This window comes from Moraxella sp. DOX410, assembly GCF_032248735.1.
GTDB lineage: Bacteria > Pseudomonadota > Gammaproteobacteria > Pseudomonadales > Moraxellaceae > Faucicola > Faucicola tetraodonis.
The window spans coordinates 1,510,479-1,529,598 of record NZ_CP135138.1; the positions used below are offsets into that span (position 1 = coordinate 1,510,479).

Sequence of the window (19,120 nt, forward strand, 5' to 3'; positions counted from 1 at the left end):
GCTTTGTATCAGTGCTCAATGTAAAAGGAGACTATTGAAGTCCCCTTTTTTTTACTGTTGTGAGTATGTTTTAGTTTGATGTTACATTTACATGGCAGCTGCGAAGATTGCTACGACCTGTTCATGATTTGCCTTACGTGGGTTAGTGAGCATACAAGCATCGTTTTGGGCATTGGTTGCCATGATGGCAAGGTCTTCTTGTTTGACACCAAGCTCAGTGAGTCCGGTAGGAATACCTACCGATTGAGATAGCTCACGAATTGCATTGATGCCTGCCTTACCTGCTTCTGCCCGAGTCATGCCTTTGATATCAATGCCCATAAATTGTGCAATATCTGCATAACGCTCAGGTGTTGAAATCAGGTTAAACTCACAGACGTGCGGTAACAAAATCGCATTACAGACACCGTGCGGCAGATTGTAGAATCCACCTAACTGGTGCGCCATTGCATGTACATAGCCTAGCGAGGCGTTATTAAACGCCATGCCTGCTAAGTATTGAGCATAGCTCATAGCCTCACGCGCTTCAATGTTTTCGCCATTCGCTACTGCTTGACGCAGCCATTGTTGAATCATTCGAATGGCTTTTTCAGCACAAGCATCTGTAATCGGATTTGCAGCAGTCGATACATACGCCTCTACCGCATGGGTTAACGCATCCATACCTGTTGCTGCAGTTAGAGATGCAGGTTTAGCAGTCATCAGTCGAGGGTCATCAATAGCAATAAGAGGGGTACAACGCCAATCTACAATCGCCATTTTGACGTGGGTATCGGTATTGGTGATAATACAAAAACGTGTCATCTCTGATGCCGTGCCTGCCGTGGTATTGATACCAATCAATGGCGTCATTGGCACTTTACTTTTATCAATACCTTCATAGTCACGGATATGACCACCGCCTGCCGTCACTAGACCAATCCCTTTTGCACAGTCATGTGACGAACCACCACCCAATGAGATGATAAAATCACAGCCGTTATCCTGATACGCTGTGACGCCATCGTGGACATTTTTGTCAGTTGGATTTGGCTCTGCGCCTGCAAATACGTAGCTATCGATACCTTGTTCGCTTAAATGTTTAATGATAATGTCTGGAACACCTGCTTTGTTCAGCCCTTGGTCAGTTACAATAAGCGCTTTTTTAGCACCTAGATCTTTGGCTTTTGAGCCTACTTCTTTGACACAGCCAGGTCCAAATAATGATACGCAGGGAATAAAAAAGCCACTGGTTTGATCGGAGATTTGCTTATAAGCCATGATTAAATTCCTTTTAATCTTGTATGTTAGGGGTGTATAGTAATTTTATTCATACGTCTAGTTTTTTGTCATCATTACAACTAGATAGGATGTACTAATATATTTTTATAAAATATATTCTTATAAAATCACTATGACTTGATTTTAGTTCAGTCATCCAATGCGCTCTACCTACTATTAACCTACCTTAGTCAAAAAGTTATTCTAGTTGATGTATTTTGAAAAAATAAAGCACGTTACTTGCGCTAAGTCCCTCATGGTTTATGCTGTCAACCTTACAGCAACACACTGCATAGCTTCCATCACGCAGCCTGACAGCAAAACCTTGAATCTCTACTGACTCCAATACGAAGCTTTTTTGTATCCGTTCACACAAAATTCATATTACTATTAAAATTGGTATTACCAATTTACAAAAAACCGTATAAATATCACTGTTTTTTTGAAATTTAATTGAATTAAAGCGTAATTTTCTTTATTATTTAACCAATTATTGATACTCAGACTATTTTGGTAATACCAATTATTTCATGGAGGAAATGATGCAACATTGGCAACAAATTTATGATCCCATGGGTAATATTTGGCTTTCAAGTGCCATTGCCCTTATCCCAATTATCTTCTTTTTTCTAGCCTTGGCGGTATTTCGTTTAAAAGGTAGTGTTGCAGGCACTATTACCGTTGTTTTGGCGTTGCTTGTTGCCCTATTCTTATACCAAATGCCGGTGACATTAGCGCTATCATCCGCGATTTATGGATTCTTCTACGGACTTTGGCCCATCGCCTGGATTATTATCGGGGCGGTGTTTTTATACAAAGTCACGGTAAAAACAGGGCAATTTGATATTATCCGCTCCAGTATTTTATCGCTGACCGAAGACCAACGCTTACAGATGTTATTGGTGGGGTTTGCCTTTGGTACTTTTTTGGAAGGTGCAGCAGGCTTTGGTGCACCCGTGGCTATCACGGCGGCGTTATTGGTAGGCTTAGGGTTTAAGCCTTTGTATGCGGCTGGACTTTGCCTCATCGTCAATACCGCCCCTGTTGCTTTTGGTGCGATGGGGATTCCAATCATCGTGGCAGGACAAGTATCTGGGGTAGAAACCCATGCCATCAGCCAAATGGTCGGACGCCAGTTACCTTTTATTGTGCCCATTGTGTTAGTGTGGATTATGGCGATTATGGATGGGTGGCGCGGGGTTCGTGAAACCTTCCCAGCGATTGTGGTCGGTGGTGGGTCGTTTGCCATTGCGCAGTTTTTGACCTCAAACTACATTGGACCTGAGTTGCCTGATATTACCGCTGCTATTGCCTCGTTAATTAGTTTGACGTTGCTATTTAAAGTGTGGCAGCCCAAGCATGTGTTCCGTTTTGAAAATCAAGTCGATGGCAAAAATCAGATGGGTGATACCACAAGCGTATCAGCACCGTTGCCAACCACCCATTACTCGCCCGCTCAAATCATCAAAGCTTGGATGCCGTTTGCTATTTTGACCGCGATGGTGTCGTTATGGAGTATTAAGCCGTTTAAAGATTTGTTTGTCAAAGGCAAAGATGGTCACCCTGATGGGGCATTGGTCGATATGGTGATGAGTATCAATGTGCCGTATTTGCACAATGCAGTACAAAAATTACCCCCAGTCGTCACCAAAATTACCGACTATGCCGCAATTTATAAATTTGATTGGTTCTCGGCAACAGGTACTGCCATCATGTTAGCGGCGATTATCTCTATCGTGATGCTAAAAATGCGTCCTAAAGAAGCGTTATCGACGTTTGGCGAAACCATTAAAGAGCTACGCACCCCGATTTATTCTATTGGTATGGTGTTGGCATTTGCGTTTATCGCCAATTATTCGGGATTGTCTGCTACATTAGCGTTAGCATTGGCACACACAGGCAAAGCTTTTACCTTCTTTTCACCATTTTTGGGTTGGTTAGGGGTATTTTTGACAGGCTCAGATACTTCAGCCAATGCGTTGTTTGCTGCCCTTCAAGCCACCACCGCTCAGCAAATTGGTGTGCCTGAGGTGTTGTTAGTGGCAGCCAATACCTCGGGTGGGGTGACCGGTAAAATGATTTCCCCGCAATCCATTGCCATTGCCTGTGCCGCTACAGGTTTGGTGGGTAAAGAGTCAGATTTGTTCAGATTTACCGTCAAACATAGTATTATTTTTACCATTATGATGGGCGTGCTTATCACGCTACAAGCGTATGTCGTGCCTTGGATGATTCCACACGGATAATGATGGGTAAGGTATGAAGGTTGCAACGCAGGTTATTGAACAATTAATTTCGCTAATAGACCGTGAAGGGCTAAAAAATGGCGATAGATTACCTGCCGAGCGCCATTTGTGTGAGCGACTAGGCGTATCTCGTACCGCACTGCGTGAAGCGTTACAGCAGATGAATAGTGTCGGTATTACCGAAAGTCGTATTGGGTCGGGAACGTTTGTCAAAGATGTGCAAACTATCAAACAGCGCCAGCCCCTTGAGGCGCTGTCTGATAATCTGATATTACAGACACTAACCCCCTTATTGGATGCCGATCCCCTGTATCGTCTAGATGTGCAAGAAGCAAGAATTGTACTAGAAGGCGGTACAGCCTGGTATGCTGCCCAGAGAGCTACAAAACAAGATATTGAAAAAATCCGCTTTTACTACGAGCAGTTAGCAAACAGTCAAGCGCATGGCGATACCGAACAAGCCGCTATTGCCGATGCCAATTTTCATTTAGCGATTGCTGAAGCCTCCCAAAATGCGGTATTGTTGCAGATGATGAAAAATGTTTTTCACCTAATGAGACATAACGTGGTATTAGCTCGGCGAAAGATTTACACCGAGCATTATGGCTTTGAAACTTTACACACGCAACACATGGCAATGATGAATGCGATTATCGCGCGTGATAGTGAATTAGCTCGCAAAGCCGTGGGTGAGCATATTGAGTTTGTGATAAAACAGGTTGCCAAGATTGATGAGGCAACGGCTCGCAGACAGCGAGTTTCCCGGTTGGCCACTGATGTTTTTTAATACTAGTGCCTGTTAATTCAGGCGCATTTTATAAACGCATTTTAGTGTAAACAGGTTTGAATGCACGTGGCTATTTCTACCATTAATAACATAGTTAAGATAGGGATATTATGATTATTTCTTCTGCCAATGATTACCGAGAAGCGGCGCGCCGTCGTTTACCCCCTTTTTTATTCCACTACATTGATGGTGGCGCGTATGCAGAATACACCCTAAAACGTAATGTTGAAGATTTATCGAGTATTGCCTTACGTCAGCGGGTACTAAAAGACATGACGCAGCTTGATTTATCCACTGAGATTTTTGGTGAACAGCTGTCTTTACCTGTGGCGCTCTCTCCAGTGGGTTTGACGGGTATGTATGCTCGCCGTGGTGAAGTCCAAGCAGCCATGGCTGCCGATAAAAAAGGCATTCCATTTACCATGTCAACAGTATCAGTCTGCCCTATCGAAGAAGTGACCCCAAAAATCAATCGCCCTATGTGGTTTCAGCTGTATGTGTTGCGTGACCGTAAGTTTATGCAAAATGTGCTAGAGCGCGCCAAAGCGGCAGGCTGCTCAACGCTGGTGTTTACCGTCGATATGCCTGTCCCAGGGGCGAGATATCGCGATGCACACTCTGGCATGAGCGGACCCAATGCTGCCATGCGTCGCTATCTACAAGCCTTCACCCATCCGCACTGGGCAATAGACGTGGGATTGCTAGGAAGACCGCATGACTTGGGTAATGTTTCTAAATATCTTGGTAAAGCGATTGGCTTAGAAGATTATATCGGTTGGCTTGGTAATAACTTTGATCCCTCTATTTCTTGGAAAGACTTAGAATGGATTCGTGACTTTTGGGATGGCGCTATGGTCATCAAAGGTATTCTCGACCCACAAGACGCCAAAGATGCGGTACGTTTTGGCGCTGATGGTATCGTGGTTTCCAATCATGGTGGGCGTCAGCTTGATGGGGTTATGTCAACCGCCACTGCCCTACCCAAAATTGTCGATGCTGTTAAAGGTGATATCAAAATCTTGGTCGATTCGGGTATCCGTAATGGCTTAGACGTGGTGAGAATGTTGGCATTGGGGGCAGATTTATGTATGTTAGGACGTGCATTTGTCTATGCGTTAGCCGCCGATGGTGAGGCTGGGGTGACCAATTTACTCAACTTGATAGACAAAGAAATGCGCGTGGCAATGACATTGACCAGTGCAAACCGAATTCAAGATATCAATCGAGACTGTTTAGTAGATTTTAGCAGCCTGACTTGATAGACTGATAGTGAATAGCCAACCTCAGCGTCTCTATGATATTTTCTTATTTTAGTAAATGCTAAGGTTTTATGGCTAAACTATAATTTTTTTAAACTAAGTGCGCCACTAAGTGCAATGAATTTATCAACTTTATGGCGCAATAACTGCTTATTGTGAGTGTCTGATTGAGCGATGGTGAATAAATTTAATATTGATACTTTTTATTTTCGATAAAAAAACCGCTCTATGAGAGCGGTTTTTGTTGCTTATGACCTATCAAATTCTAGAAGAAGCCCATCGGTTTTTCAGAATAGCTGACCAGTAAATTTTTGGTATTTTGGTAATGCTCTAGCATCATTTTGTGGTTTTCACGCCCGATGCCTGATTTCTTGTAACCACCAAATGCAGCATGGGCTGGATAAATGTGGTAACAGTTTGTCCATACTCGCCCAGCTTCAATGCCACGCCCTGCACGGTAGGCAGTATTGCCACTACGTGCCCACACGCCAGCACCTAGCCCAAACATGGTGTCATTGGCAATACGCATGGCATCATCAAAGTCTTTGAAGGTTGTCACAGACAATACTGGGCCAAAAATCTCTTCTTGGAAGATTTTCATATCATTATTGCCTTTAAAAATCGTCGGCTCGATATAATAACCTTCACCCACCTCATGTCTTGCATTACCACCGGTTAAAAGCTCGGCGCCTTCTTGTTTACCTGTAGCAATACAGCCTAAGATTTTGTCTTGTTGTTCCTGAGAGGCTTGCGCACCAATCATCGTTTCCGTATCCAATGGATGACCTGTTTTAATACGTTTTACCCGTTCTACGGCTTTCGCCAAAAAGGCATCGGCGATACTTTCATGCACTAAGGCTCTCGAAGGACAGGTACATATTTCACCTTGATTGAGCGCAAACATAGTAAAACCTTCAAGCGCTTTTTCTAGGTAATCATCTTCTTTATCCATGACATCGGCAAAGAAAATATTGGGTGATTTACCGCCTAATTCTAAAGTAACTGGAATAATATTCTCTGTCGCATACTTCATAATAAGCTGACCGACAGGGGTTGAGCCAGTAAAGGCAATTTTTGAGATACGTGGGCTTCTAGCTAAATGACTACCCACCTCTTCGCCATACCCATTCACGATATTTAAAATACCTGCTGGTAGCAAATCTTGAATCAATTCAACAAGCACCAATAAGCTTACAGGCGTCTGCTCGGCGGGTTTTAAAACGATGCAGTTACCCGCGGCTAGTGCAGGCGCTATTTTCCAGGTAGCCATTAAAATTGGAAAGTTCCAAGGAATGATTTGTCCAACCACCCCTAAAGGCTCATGAAAGTGATAAGCGACAGTGTCATCATCAATGGGTGAAACACCGCCTTCTTGCGCGCGGATTGCACCGGCAAAGTAGCGAAAATGGTCAATGGCAAGTGGTATATCCGCAGCCAAGGTTTCACGGATGGGTTTACCGTTTTCCCATGTTTCAGCTACCGCCAATAACTCAATATTTTGCTCAAGGCGATCTGCGATTTTTAATAATAAATTAGAGCGCTCTGTGGGTGAAGCCGCATTCCACTTAGTTTTAGCAGTATGGGCAGCATCAAGTGCAAGTTCAATGTCTTCTGGACTTGATTTGGCGACTTTGGCGAAGGGCTTGCCGTTGACAGGTGAGATGTTATCAAAGTACTCACCTTTAACAGGCGCAACCCATTGGCCGCCAATAAAGTTGTCATACTTTTCTTTAAAATTGATTTTAGCACCGTCAGTATTAGGGTCAGCATAACGCATAATGACATTTCCTTTTGTCAGTTGGTAGATAAACTGCTTCGTGCAGTTGGGGGGTTTACAAATTCATATTATTACAGAAACGGTAGGTAAAAGGTAGGTGTTTAATTATTCTTTACAATACGCTAGGCACATTATACTATTGAGGATAGCTTATTTTAAAAACCAAGGATTGGTTAGTGAATTAGGATATTTTAAAATATGAATAAAAATAGACTGTTAGAGCAAAGGCATCGGATTGATAAGAGGCGTTTTAATATTACCTTTACCGATAATAATGCAGACCTTATTCAACAAAGTATTGTTCAGTCATGGCACCGCTCAGACAGTGCTAACATTCCAACTGAGCGCCAACAAGCACCCATTAACGTCATCAAAAGCGATCAATCTTATTATCTAAAAAAAGCCTTAGACTATTGTCAAGATCAATTACAACATATCACGTTGCAATCCTCCATGGTGATGGCTGTGGCTGATATCGGTAGTACGATTATTTGGACGACTGCCAGCAAGTCTATGCAAAAAGCGGCAGAAGCGGTTAACTTCATCGAAGGCGGATGCTGGGGGGAAAGCCAAGTTGGCACAAATGCGCTGGCTTTATCGCTAAAAACGCAGCAATCAACTTGTGTTTTTGCCAATGAACATTATATGCCTTCGGTTCATGAATGGGTCTGTTATGCCACGCCTATCATTGAACCGCATACCAGGCAGGTCATTGGCGTCTTAGATTTATCGACCACTTGGCAAAATCACAATAATTTTGGCATATTTGCTGCTGAACGCTGTGCCAGTATTTTACAATCTGCTTTAAATGAGTGCCAAAGACACTATCTGTATATTCAAGGATTTAATGAACCCAGCGTGATATTCAATGGTAAAACCTTGCGGCTAACCCCTCGGCAAGTCGAGATATTGACAGTGTTATCACTTTGCCCCCAAGGTATGAGCTTAGATGCTTTACACCAAGCAATCTACGGTGAGCGTAAAGTATCACAAGGTACGCTAAAGACTGAAATGTCGCAGTTACGTGATACGCTTACTGGTTTATTGGGTTCTCGTCCGTACCGATTATTAATGCCAGTGGATGGTGATTTTTTGCGGGTTGAACAATCATTAAATGCAGGTTATTTAGAAGCCGCCCTCAAATTGTATACCGGTATATTTTTTAGCAAAACTGAAAGCCCTTTTTTATGCACTTGGCGCACTTGTTTGGAAGCTCGCTTGAGCCAAGCCATTTATCATTCAGATCAGGTTGACTTATTACTCATGCATCTGTCAAATTGCCCCGATGCTAGCGATGCCATAGAAAGGTTGATTGAATTAATGCCAGATAACCTCCCCATTCAGCAACATTTAGAGGTACTGTCAACTCGGTAACCATCAATTTTCCCCTAATCACGAATTTTTCGTTGAAAAAGCCGTTGCCAGGCTTTTTCGATAGGGGTGATACCCCCACCAAACCGTTGGTTGTGTTTTATTCTTGACTTCCCGCTTTACTACCCTGTCTAGGCGCTGTCCGTGCAAGTATTGCTGCAATACTATCGTTCTGTCAAAATAAAAATAGATGATGCCTCTATGCACTTTTGGGTGGTAATGCTTATGTATTTTTTAACACCAGTTTTGATGCGCTAAAACCTATTTGTGCAACTGAGCATTCAAGACATCGTAGTGATGTTGGCTTGTTATCTTATTATTTTTCTATATTTTTCTATAGGTTAGCTTATAACCTGCATCTAACTTGGTTGACTTCATTTTATGATAGGTGGCTGTAGAGATTGGGGCATTTTAATAGTTGCGCGTATCGGAATGTCTTGGTTTGTGTCATGAGCATAGAAATTATCGAAAAAACACAAAATATTATGCTAATATTGCCACTTTTTTAACTGACAATGTAAAGGATTACAACTATGTTAGCGCTGTTTGGATTATTAATTGTGATCGGGTTTATGATACTTATCATGACCCGCAAAGCGTCCCCTTTTACCTCTCTTATTTTAGTGCCTTTAATTATTGGTGTTATCGCTGGAGCCATAAACCAGTGGGGGTTCTCTGCACTTGATATTCCCAAATATGCTATTGCTGGGATGATTAGCGATGCCGATTTAAAAATCAAAGGCGTTGCAGGTACAGCACTTATGCTGTTATTTGCGATTTTATACTTTGGTTTAATGCTGAGTGCTGGATTGTTTCAGCCATTGGTCAATTTTATTGTCCGAGCAGTCAAGGGCGACCCTTTAAAAGTCTTGGTTGGCACAGCGATTCTTGCACTAGGCATCTCAGTTGATGGCGATGGATCGACGACCACCCTTGTGGTCTGTTCAGCCATGCTACCTGTATATCGCAAATTGAATATGAAAATGATGGATTTGGCGGTATTAATTGTTCTGGCAAACTCTATCATGAATTTGTTACCTTGGGGAGGACCCACCGCACGTATTATCACAGCGCTGCACGTTGATGAGGGGGAGTTATTACGTGCAATCATGCCGGGGATGATTATCGCCGCCATATGGGTCATTGCTGTGGCTGTCATACGGGGGTTAGCAGAGAGAAAACGATTGGGTATCACCAATCTAAACACAGATGGTATGGTGCATCTAATCGATACACCACATGAGGACGATGCTAAATTTACTAGACCCCATCTCATTTGGTTCAATTTTGGCTTGACGCTGCTAGTCATGATTGAACTTATTTTTGGTGGGATGTGGTTTCTACCAAAAGTCAATTCAGCATTGATTTTTGCGATTGCGTTAGCCGTTGCTTTAATGGCCAATTACCCGAAACAAGCCGATCAACGTGAAATTATTGAAAAATATGGCTCATCAGCCGTACAAGTAATTTTCATGGTGCTGGCAGCGGGGGTGTTTATGGGGATTTTATCGGGAACAGGTATGAGTCATGCCATGGGCGAAGCCCTAGCGACCTGGATTCCTGAGCGATTTGGTAATCATTGGCCGTTAATTGTCGCCTTGATCTCTGTACCTGGCACGTTTTTGCTAAGTAATGATGCTTTTTATTTGGGTGTGTTGCCGGTATTAAACCAAGTTGGGATAAAATATGGTTTTAGCTCAATGGATATTGCGATTGCTTCAACCGCTGGTCAAGCATTTCATTTATTAAGTCCATTGGTTGGATTTATCTATCTATTGCTGCATATTACAGGCGTTGAGATGGGTAAATGGCAGATTCAATCAGCCAAATGGGCGATTGGGATTTTTGTCGCATTTTCCTTAGGGATATTCACAATGGGTGGTGTGCCGCTTTGACACCCTATCATCAGGTATTTTAAGTATACAATTTTAGCAACCATTATAAATGTACGCTTTATACAAGCGTCTAAAAACGACATTTTTTTAGACGCTTTTTTATCGAAAATTTATAGTACGTAAATTCTGTGATAATTACCGTTCCTATTATTACCATTATCGCTCATAGCATTAGAAGGCTTGCGATTTCAAGCCTTTTTTCTTGGGTCAAAAGTGCTACAATGTGACAAAAAATTTTGAGACCCTTATGAATAACGCGTTATGGCTTCCTTGCACACAGATGCAAGCCCTTGAAAACAATCCCCCACTCCACCTCGTCAAAGCTCAAGGCAATCAATTGTATGATCAGCACGGTAACGCGTATTACGATATGATTAGCTCATGGTGGGTCAATTTACATGGACATTGCCATCCCTTTATCAACGAAAAAATAAAACAGCAGCTCGATACGCTTGAGCATACTTTAATCGCTAGTGTCACTCACCCGCCCATTCTGACGCTTGCAGAAAAATTGGTTGCCATCACGCCTAAATCATTCACCAAAGCTTTTTTTGCCGACAGTGGCTCAGGGGCGGTGGAGGTCGCGCTTAAGATGAGTTTGCAGTACTGGCAGCAATCAGGGCAAACGCAAAAAACCAAATTTATCTCATTGGAACACGGTTATCACGGTGAAACCGTTGGCAGCCTTGCGGTGACAGATATCCCGCTGTTTAGTGAGCAATACAAAGATTTGATTGTCAGTCAAATTCGTATTCCTTCCCCCGCGCATATTTTCAGCCCTGACGCCATCCCAGCGCAGCTGCATGAGCAAAAAAGCTTGGATGCACTAGAACGCATCTTGGCAGAAAAATCCCGCGATATCTGTGCGATTATCCTTGAACCTTTGGTACAAGGAGCGGCTGGCATGGCGATGTATTCTGCTAATTATTTGCTTGGCGTTGCCAAACTTGCGCACCATTATCACATCCATGTGATATATGATGAGATTGCCGTGGGTTTTGGTCGTACAGGTACTATGTTTGCGGTAGAGCAAATGCTAGCCTTGGCAGATGCGGATAAACAAGACGATTATTGCCCTGACTTTATCTGTCTGTCAAAAGGTCTAACGGCAGGCTATCTGCCAATGTCTTGCGTCATGACAACCGATGATGTTTATCAAGCGTTTTATGATGACAAAGTGGAAAAAGGTTTTCTACATTCGCATAGTTTTACCGGCAACCCACTGGCTTGTAGCGCGGCTTTGGCATCGCTTGAACTGTTTGAACGCGATAATGTCTTGCTACACAACCAATCGCTTATCCAAGCGATGGCTGATGGCTTACAGCAATTAGTTGATGCCAATTTACCCATAAAGTTTGTACGTCAAACCGGCATGATTGCAGCTTTTACCTTGGATTTTGCTCAAAATTTGGGCAAAGCTTTTGTCAATTTATGCCTTGATCAAGGCGTGATGATTCGTCCGATTGGCAACCATGTTTATCTTATTCCGCCTTATTGCACGACCCCAGCAGAGATTGGGCACATCTTTGGCAGATTAAATCATTGTTTGCAAAAGCTTTGTGACCATATCCCCCAAATACCCCAAGGCTCGTTGCAAGCCATTGATTTGCCTTAACACCTCTGCTAACGCCTCATGAAATTCACTGACTAATTAATTAATTAATTAATTAATTAATTAATTAATTATAAATAGATGTTGGTTGTTATCATCCATCCTCAAAAGCTAGGAATTGTTACAAATATTCAATTCTTACAGTATTCTAAAAAATTGTATTAAAATTCATAGCTTATGCTTACATTGCCCATATTTAACGTATAATCCATGAGATTATCGTCAAAAAATATTTAACTTTTGTAGGTATTTTAACCCACTTAACTTAACTCAATTGTGAAACTCACTTAGATGATTTATGCGTAGATTTTTTTATAACCAACCAAATTTGCTACAAGTTGGCAGCACTGTGCCTTTGACCGAAGATATTTTTCATCATTGGTGTAAAGTGTTAAGAGCAAGTATGGGCGAACAAGCGTTGTTTTTTGATGGTCAAGGTGGTGAATATACCGTTACTTTAACGGATATCACTAAAAAACAAGCGCTCGTTACCATCAACGATTTTAATCCGATCAATCGAGCTTTGCCATTTACTGTCAACATTGCCTTGGTGATGAGTCGTGGCGAGCGCATGGATTATGCCATTCAAAAAGCCACAGAGCTTGGGGTGTCATCGATTCAACTGCTCACAAGCCAACATGGCGAAGTACGCCTAAAAGCAGACCAAGCCGATAAAAAGCTCGCCCATTGGCAGCAGATTGCGGTATCGGCTTGTGAGCAGTGTGGGCTTAATATTGTGCCAACATTACTGGTACCAAAAACTTTTAGCGACTGGATTGACGAGCTAGCAGGCGTTCCCACTTCTAGCAACGTGACCAAATTAATTTTAGCCGTGCCTCCTGATGACAGTGGCGTAGCGACACCTTGCAATCAAATTCAAGCTGATGACATTGAACATAACGACATTGAGCATAACGATATTGAACCCATCACGCAATATACCTCATACACCAACCCATTACCCCATATAACAAACCAGTTTAGACAGTGTACTTTAGCCCAATTTTGGTTACTAATTGGGGCAGAAGGTGGGTTTTCAGAGCAAGAAATAACGCAAGCTATCGAGCGAGATTTTATGCCTTGGCAAATTGGCGAGCGTGTGCTACGAACTGAGACAGCCCCTGTCGTCGCATTGTCTTCATTGTTGACGCTACATCAAACTTTGACCCTTGCACAGGAATAATCATGTCATCGAATAATGATCCAGTCATGCCGATAGACCATCGTGATTGCTTTACGGGTGCTAACAAGTTTTGTCATGATGAGTTAAGTCAGTATGGATTTATTGTCGATAGCCATTTTTTTGACAAAAAAATTTCGCTTGAACATCAAAATGCGGTGTTTGCCTCGGTTTTTTCAAAAATCCATGATGGCATTTTTATGCTTGATGAACAGCTACGTTTTATCTGTGTCAATCAGCAATTTTTAAACATTACCGCCTTGCCACGCGATCAGGTGATAGGTAGCCCGTTTTATTTTTATCCGTATAAGACCTACGCTCCACACTTACAGCAAGCGATTGCCGCCATCATTACCAAACTGGATAATCGACAATCAATTTCGACCAATTTAGTGCTTTGTTATCACAATTCACCTGAAGTGGCGGTTTGGCTAGATATTTCCGTGTGTGAAGTCGATGATAACCGGGTGGTGTATGTAGGGCTACTCACCAATTTAACCAAAAAAGATGCGCAGCTTAGCCACACCTTACATCTCTACAATTATGATGAATTAACGGGCCTGCCCAATTACGATACTTTTTATCACAAATTAAAAAGCTGTATTGACTACTATCAGGCAGCCGATAATCAGCGTGAGTGTATGGGGGTATTGCTACGCATCAATATTGATAAATTGCAGTCTTTTAACATCAGCCTTGGCATTGAAAATACCAATACGCTGATTCAAGGTTTTGTTAAAGGGGTAAAATCCTTAAAAATTTCGGGTGCCAGTTTAGTCACTTTTTCGCGGTTTGGTGGTGATAGTTTTGCGGCGATGATTTCGGTACAACACCTTGATGCCGCGCATCGCTATGTGGCAGCGCTTAAACAGTTATTTGACTTACCTTTTAGCATTGATGATCAATCAATCTATCTAAGGCTGTCGATTGGCGCATCAGTTTTCCCAACCAATACCCAAGATGCTCAGACACTGCTCTTACAAGCAGACACGGCGTTGAAACATGCGCGGCTTATCAGTGATGAAGATTGTGTTTGGTATGATGCCAACCAGCAAAAAGGCAATTTTAAAGACATTCATTTGCTCAGTGCGTTTAAAAATGCGTTATTAAAACAGCAAATTTTGCCCTACTTTCAGCCTAAGTTAGAGTTTGCACAGCCTGACTTGCCGATGTTTGAAGCGTTGGTGCGCTGGGAGCATCCCACCCTTGGACTCCTCTATCCCAACGATTTTTTGGCGGAGGTGCTCGATAAGTCATCGCAGCCGCTATTTGAAAAAATCGTGTTAGCTTGTATCGAGCAGATTTTGACATGGCGTGAGATGGGCTATAACTGCCTCATCTGTATCAATATTGATACTCGCCAATTGATTAGTGACAAATTTATTGAGTTTATTGAAGGGATGATACAGCAGTATAGTTGGCTTGCCCAATTAATCAGTTTTGAAATCACGGAAGTCTGCAACATTCAAGATGAAGTAAAAGCGCAAGCGATGTTATCAAAACTGCGCCAGTATGGTTTTAGTATATCGATTGATGACTTTGGTACAGGCTTTGCCGCGCTGCAATATTTGATTAAATATCCGATTGATGTGCTCAAAATTGACCGCTTATTTATCACGGATATTTTACAAGACCCAAAAAAACAAGTGATTGTCAAATCAGTGATTGATATGGCGCATTCGCTATCCATGAAGGCCTTGGCTGAGGGCGTCTCAAACCGTGAAGAAATTGAATATTTGCGCAGTCTGGGTTGTGATTTAATTCAAGGCTTCGGTTTTGGTGTACCCATGTCTAGTAAAGATGCCAGTAAATGGCTCAAAGCCAACTATAAACCAAACTATTTGCTATAATTTTAAATTAGACTAATTAGATTTTTTTATGACCCTATAGTCATGTTAGTACCTTGTCACCTTTGTCAAATTTTCCTATCTTAGAGATATAAAACCTTAGTATTGGGGTAGGTTTTTTTCTTTTTAAAACACTAATCAAGGATATCGTATGCAATATAAAGCACCGCTTCGTGATATGAAATTTGTCATGCATGAATTATTAAAATTTGAAGATCACTACAAAACCATTCCTAGCTATGCCCATACGGATAAAGAAACGATTGATAGTTTCATAGAAGCAGGTGCAAGCTTCTCAGAAGCAGAATTGTCACCCCTTAACCGTTCAGGCGATGAAGAAGGCTGTCGTTTTGAAAATGGTAATGTATATACGCCAAAAGGCTTTAAAGAAGCTTATAAACAATACTGTGAATTAGGCTTTCCTTCTTTATGTGCCGATGAAGAATTTGGCGGTCAAGGTATGCCATTGTCATTGGGTTCAGCGGTCAGTGAAATGGTAGGTACGGCTAACTGGTCTTTCTCAATGTACCCAGGTCTATCTGAAGGTGCTATCCGTACGCTAGAACACCACGGTACCGATGAACAAAAACAAAAATATTTATTAAAACTCGTCAGCGGTGAGTGGACAGGTACCATGTGTCTGACCGAAGCACATGCAGGTTCTGATTTAGGTATTACCCGCACCAAAGCTGAACCCAATGAAGACGGTTCATACGCTATCACCGGTCAAAAAATCTTTATCTCAGCGGGCGAACACGACATGGCAGACAACATTGTCCATATCGTACTAGCGCGTTTACCGGGTGCGCCAGCAGGTACCAAAGGTATCTCATTGTTCATCGTACCAAAATTCAATGTCAACGAAGATGGCTCTATCGGTGAGCGTAACACCGTTACCTGTGGTTCGATTGAACACAAAATGGGTATTAAAGCCTCTGCAACTGCGGTACTAAACTTTGATAAAGCTAAAGGTTACTTGATTGGACCTGAAAACAAAGGTCTAAACTGTATGTTTACCTTTATGAATACCGCCCGTATTGGTACTGCGATTCAAGGTCTCACTGCGGCGGAATTGGCTTTCCAAGGTGGCTTAAGCTACGCCAAAGATCGTCTTGCGATGCGCGCATTAAGCGGTGCAAAAGCCCCAGAACAAGTGGCTGACCCAATCATCGTCCATCCAGCAGTGCGTAACATGGTATTAACTTGTAAAGCGTTTGCAGAAGGTGGCCGTGCCCTCGTCTACTATCTATCACAATTCTCTGATGTGGTAACTAAAGGTGAAGGCGAAACACAAGCTTACGCTGACCAAATGTTGTCTTTTTTAACCCCAATTGCTAAAGCCTTCTTAACTGAAACAGGTTATGAAGCAGCCAATCACGGTGTGCAAGTGTATGGTGGTCACGGCTTTATCCGTGAATGGGGCATGGAACAAAACGTACGTGATACGCGTATTGCTTGTATATACGAAGGTACCACTGAAATCCAGTCACTCGACTTGTTAGGTCGTAAAGTATTGGGTTCACAAGGTAAAATGCTAGCTAACTTTAGCAAAGTCATTTATCAATTCTGTGAAGAAAACAAAGACAACGATGCGATGGGTGAATTCATTCGTCCACTAGCACGTTTGAATAAAGAATGGGGCGATTTGACCGCTCGCATTGGTATGCAAGCCACTGAAAACCCTGATGCAGTGGGTGCAGCGGCGGTTGACTACATGTACTATAGTGGCTACATCACCCTAGCTTACCTATGGGCTCGTATGGCGTTAGTCGCTCAGCAAGCGCTCCAAGGCGACACCACTGAGACCAAATTCTATCAAGCGAAAATCAAAACCGCTCAGTTCTACTTTGCAAAACTATTGCCTCGCACCTTAACTTACGTCAAACGTATTGATACAGGTCTCGAGCCATACATGAGCATGGACGTTGACGAATTCCAATTCTAATTTTTTGCTAAGCTATCTAGTGTAGTAATAAAATTATGATAGAATCATTGATAGTTTATTTAATCCTTAGGTAGCAAAAGCTGTCTAAGGATTTGTCTCATTTCGAATTACGAGCTAACCCATAAAAGGAAATAATATGCCTATTTATAATGCGCCAATTCAAGACATGAAATTCATTTTGAATGATGTATTCAATGCAGCCGATTTTTGGCAAAAAAATGAACAGTTAGCGCATGTTGACAGTGACACGGTCAATATGATTTTAGAAGAAATGTCAAAATTTGCTAAAAACACGTTACTGCCCATCAACCGTTCAGGCGATGAAGAAGGGGCACAATATCTGGGTGAAGGCAAAGTAAAAACCCCAACTGGTTTTAAAGCAGCATTTGACGAATACGCACAAGGCGGCTGGATTGGTTTGGGCGGCGATCCAAATCATGGTGGTCAAGGCATGCCAAAAATGGTGACTATGCTCGCTGAAGAGATGGTATTTACCGCCAACCAATCATTCGCGCTCTATCCAAACCTATCGGGTGGCGCATGTATGTGTATCTATAACGCAGGCTCTGAAGAACAAAAACAAACCTACCTAGAAAAAATCTACTCAGGTGAGTGGACAGGTACGATGTGTTTGACCGAACCGCACGCAGGTACCGACTTAGGTATCATCAAAACCAAAGCCGTGCCAAACGAAGACGGTAGCTACAATATTACAGGTACCAAAATTTTTATCACCGCAGGTGAACATGACTTAGCGGACAACATCATCCATTTGGTATTGGCAAAAACCCCCGATGCCCCGGCAGGCTCAAAAGGGATTTCATTGTTTATCGTACCTAAATTCCATGTGAATGCGGATGGCTCATTGGGCGAGCGTAACGCGGTAAGCTGTGGCTCTATCGAGCACAAAATGGGTATCAAGGCCTCAGCGACTTGCGTCATGAACTTTGATGGTGCCAAAGGCTTTATGGTAGGCGCAGAAAATACCGGTCTTGCGTCCATGTTTATCATGATGAACTATGAGCGTTTGACCATGGGGTTACAAGGTATCGGTGGCGCTGAGTTAGCGTATCAAAACGCCACAGCTTATACCCTTGACCGCATCCAAGGCCGCGCCGATAGCGGTATCCAAGAACCAAACAAAGCCGCTGACCCAATCGTATTTCATGCCGACGTTCGCCGTATGCTGTTAAATGCCAAAACCATCAGTGAGGCCTCACGCTGCTTTGCGATGTATGTCGCCAAAGAACTTGATACCAACAAATATACCGATGATGCTGAAGCAAGAAAAGCTGCTGATGACCGTGTTGCCTTATTAACGCCAGTTGCTAAAGCATTCTTAACCGACCGTGGTCTTGAAGCGTCAATTGATGCACAGCAATGCTTTGGTGGTCATGGCTATATCCGTGAATGGGGTATGGAACAAATCGTACGTGACACCCGTATCTCGCAAATTTATGAAGGAACCAATGGTATCCAATCACTTGACTTATTAGGTCGTAAAGTGGTGAAAAACGGCGGTGCGTTTGTGACAACGTATGTGCAAGAAATGCGTGATTTTGCCAATAACATGAACGCAGACCATGCCATCAAACAAGCGATTTTAACATCAGCGGATAAACTTGAAGACTTAACAAAAGCGGTGGTAGCAGCGGCAGCGGTAAATAAAGACGAAATCAATGGCTGTGCGGTTGATTATTTACAAGCCTTTGGTTATGTCAGCTTTGCTTATATGTTTGGCTTGATGGTTGAAGCCGCAAATGGCAAAGAAGGCGATTTCTATGCCAATAAAGCAAAATTAGCAGACTACTATGTCGGTCGTATGTTGCCACGCTTAGATGCGCATATTGCGATGGTAAAAGCAACAAGCCAACCCATCACAGCGTTTGACCGCGATTATTTTGCGGCAACCATTGCTTAATCCCTACTTAAACATAAAAA

12 protein-coding genes are annotated in these 19,120 nt (G+C 42.6%); 10 read left to right on the forward strand and 2 right to left on the reverse strand.

Features of this window, described 5'->3' with window-relative positions:
• Positions 1-87: 87 nt before the first annotated feature.
• Positions 88-1,260 carry an iron-dependent methanol dehydrogenase gene (gene mdh, locus RNZ41_RS06690; protein WP_314026902.1) on the reverse strand — a complete coding sequence of 391 codons (1,173 nt, stop codon included), beginning with the start codon at positions 1,258-1,260 and terminating at the stop codon, positions 88-90.
• Between the two features lie 572 nt (positions 1,261-1,832).
• On the opposite strand from mdh, the gene lldP reads away from it, so the two are divergent.
• The 3 genes from lldP to lldD all read left to right on the forward strand — a co-directional run bounded on the left by lldP (position 1,833) and on the right by lldD (position 5,552).
• Positions 1,833-3,506 carry an L-lactate permease gene (lldP, locus tag RNZ41_RS06695; RefSeq protein WP_409950728.1) on the forward strand — a complete coding sequence of 558 codons (1,674 nt, stop codon included), beginning with the start codon at positions 1,833-1,835 and terminating at the stop codon, positions 3,504-3,506.
• Positions 3,507-3,519: 13 nt separating this feature from the next.
• Positions 3,520-4,293 (forward strand): FCD domain-containing protein, encoded by a 774-nt coding sequence (locus tag RNZ41_RS06700; protein ID WP_007116527.1) that lies wholly within the window; start codon positions 3,520-3,522, stop codon positions 4,291-4,293.
• Positions 4,294-4,403: 110 nt separating this feature from the next.
• Positions 4,404-5,552 (forward strand): FMN-dependent L-lactate dehydrogenase LldD, encoded by a 1,149-nt coding sequence (gene lldD, locus RNZ41_RS06705; protein ID WP_314026904.1) that lies wholly within the window; start codon positions 4,404-4,406, stop codon positions 5,550-5,552.
• Positions 5,553-5,817: 265 nt separating this feature from the next.
• Here the strand turns inward: lldD and exaC are convergent, their stop codons facing one another.
• A complete protein-coding gene (exaC, locus tag RNZ41_RS06710) occupies positions 5,818-7,329 on the reverse strand; it encodes an acetaldehyde dehydrogenase ExaC (RefSeq protein WP_314026905.1) in 1,512 nt (503 codons plus the stop codon).
• Between the two features lie 198 nt (positions 7,330-7,527).
• On the opposite strand from exaC, the gene RNZ41_RS06715 reads away from it, so the two are divergent.
• The 7 genes from RNZ41_RS06715 (at position 7,528) to RNZ41_RS06745 (ending at position 19,100) form a co-directional block, all read left to right on the forward strand.
• Complete coding sequence (locus RNZ41_RS06715) at positions 7,528-8,703, forward strand: transcriptional regulator (RefSeq protein WP_314026906.1); 1,176 nt, start codon at positions 7,528-7,530, stop codon at positions 8,701-8,703.
• Positions 8,704-9,284: 581 nt separating this feature from the next.
• Positions 9,285-10,595 (forward strand): CitMHS family transporter, encoded by a 1,311-nt coding sequence (locus RNZ41_RS06720; RefSeq protein WP_409950570.1) that lies wholly within the window; start codon positions 9,285-9,287, stop codon positions 10,593-10,595.
• Between the two features lie 247 nt (positions 10,596-10,842).
• Positions 10,843-12,210 carry an adenosylmethionine--8-amino-7-oxononanoate transaminase gene (bioA, locus tag RNZ41_RS06725; RefSeq protein ID WP_219333115.1) on the forward strand — a complete coding sequence of 456 codons (1,368 nt, stop codon included), beginning with the start codon at positions 10,843-10,845 and terminating at the stop codon, positions 12,208-12,210.
• Positions 12,211-12,505: 295 nt separating this feature from the next.
• Positions 12,506-13,390, forward strand: coding sequence for a 16S rRNA (uracil(1498)-N(3))-methyltransferase (locus RNZ41_RS06730; RefSeq protein ID WP_219333114.1), 885 nt, complete (start codon positions 12,506-12,508; stop codon positions 13,388-13,390).
• Between the two features lie 2 nt (positions 13,391-13,392).
• Positions 13,393-15,237: a putative bifunctional diguanylate cyclase/phosphodiesterase gene (locus RNZ41_RS06735; protein ID WP_314026907.1), complete on the forward strand. Its 1,845-nt coding sequence runs from the start codon at positions 13,393-13,395 to the stop codon at positions 15,235-15,237.
• A gap of 148 nt (positions 15,238-15,385) precedes the next feature.
• On the forward strand, positions 15,386-17,179 hold the full coding sequence (locus RNZ41_RS06740) for an acyl-CoA dehydrogenase C-terminal domain-containing protein (RefSeq protein WP_065252469.1): 1,794 nt from the start codon (positions 15,386-15,388) through the stop codon (positions 17,177-17,179).
• A 136-nt stretch (positions 17,180-17,315) separates the two neighbouring features.
• A complete protein-coding gene (locus RNZ41_RS06745; RefSeq protein ID WP_135889334.1) occupies positions 17,316-19,100 on the forward strand; it encodes an acyl-CoA dehydrogenase C-terminal domain-containing protein in 1,785 nt (594 codons plus the stop codon).
• The last annotated feature ends 20 nt before the right edge of the window (positions 19,101-19,120 follow it).

What these genes read in the sequence shown, in the direction of transcription:
- mdh (WP_314026902.1), bottom strand. Translation starts at nt 1,260, where the DNA reads ATGGCTTATAAGCAAATCTCCGATCAAACCAGTGGCTTTTTTATTCCC.
- lldP (WP_409950728.1), top strand. Translation starts at nt 1,833, where the DNA reads ATGGGTAATATTTGGCTTTCAAGTGCCATTGCCCTTATCCCAATTATC.
- RNZ41_RS06700 (WP_007116527.1), top strand. Translation starts at nt 3,520, where the DNA reads ATGAAGGTTGCAACGCAGGTTATTGAACAATTAATTTCGCTAATAGAC.
- lldD (WP_314026904.1), top strand. Translation starts at nt 4,404, where the DNA reads ATGATTATTTCTTCTGCCAATGATTACCGAGAAGCGGCGCGCCGTCGT.
- exaC (WP_314026905.1), bottom strand. Translation starts at nt 7,329, where the DNA reads ATGCGTTATGCTGACCCTAATACTGACGGTGCTAAAATCAATTTTAAA.
- RNZ41_RS06715 (WP_314026906.1), top strand. Translation starts at nt 7,528, where the DNA reads ATGAATAAAAATAGACTGTTAGAGCAAAGGCATCGGATTGATAAGAGG.
- RNZ41_RS06720 (WP_409950570.1), top strand. Translation starts at nt 9,285, where the DNA reads ATGACCCGCAAAGCGTCCCCTTTTACCTCTCTTATTTTAGTGCCTTTA.
- bioA (WP_219333115.1), top strand. Translation starts at nt 10,843, where the DNA reads ATGAATAACGCGTTATGGCTTCCTTGCACACAGATGCAAGCCCTTGAA.
- RNZ41_RS06730 (WP_219333114.1), top strand. Translation starts at nt 12,506, where the DNA reads ATGCGTAGATTTTTTTATAACCAACCAAATTTGCTACAAGTTGGCAGC.
- RNZ41_RS06735 (WP_314026907.1), top strand. Translation starts at nt 13,393, where the DNA reads ATGTCATCGAATAATGATCCAGTCATGCCGATAGACCATCGTGATTGC.
- RNZ41_RS06740 (WP_065252469.1), top strand. Translation starts at nt 15,386, where the DNA reads ATGCAATATAAAGCACCGCTTCGTGATATGAAATTTGTCATGCATGAA.
- RNZ41_RS06745 (WP_135889334.1), top strand. Translation starts at nt 17,316, where the DNA reads ATGCCTATTTATAATGCGCCAATTCAAGACATGAAATTCATTTTGAAT.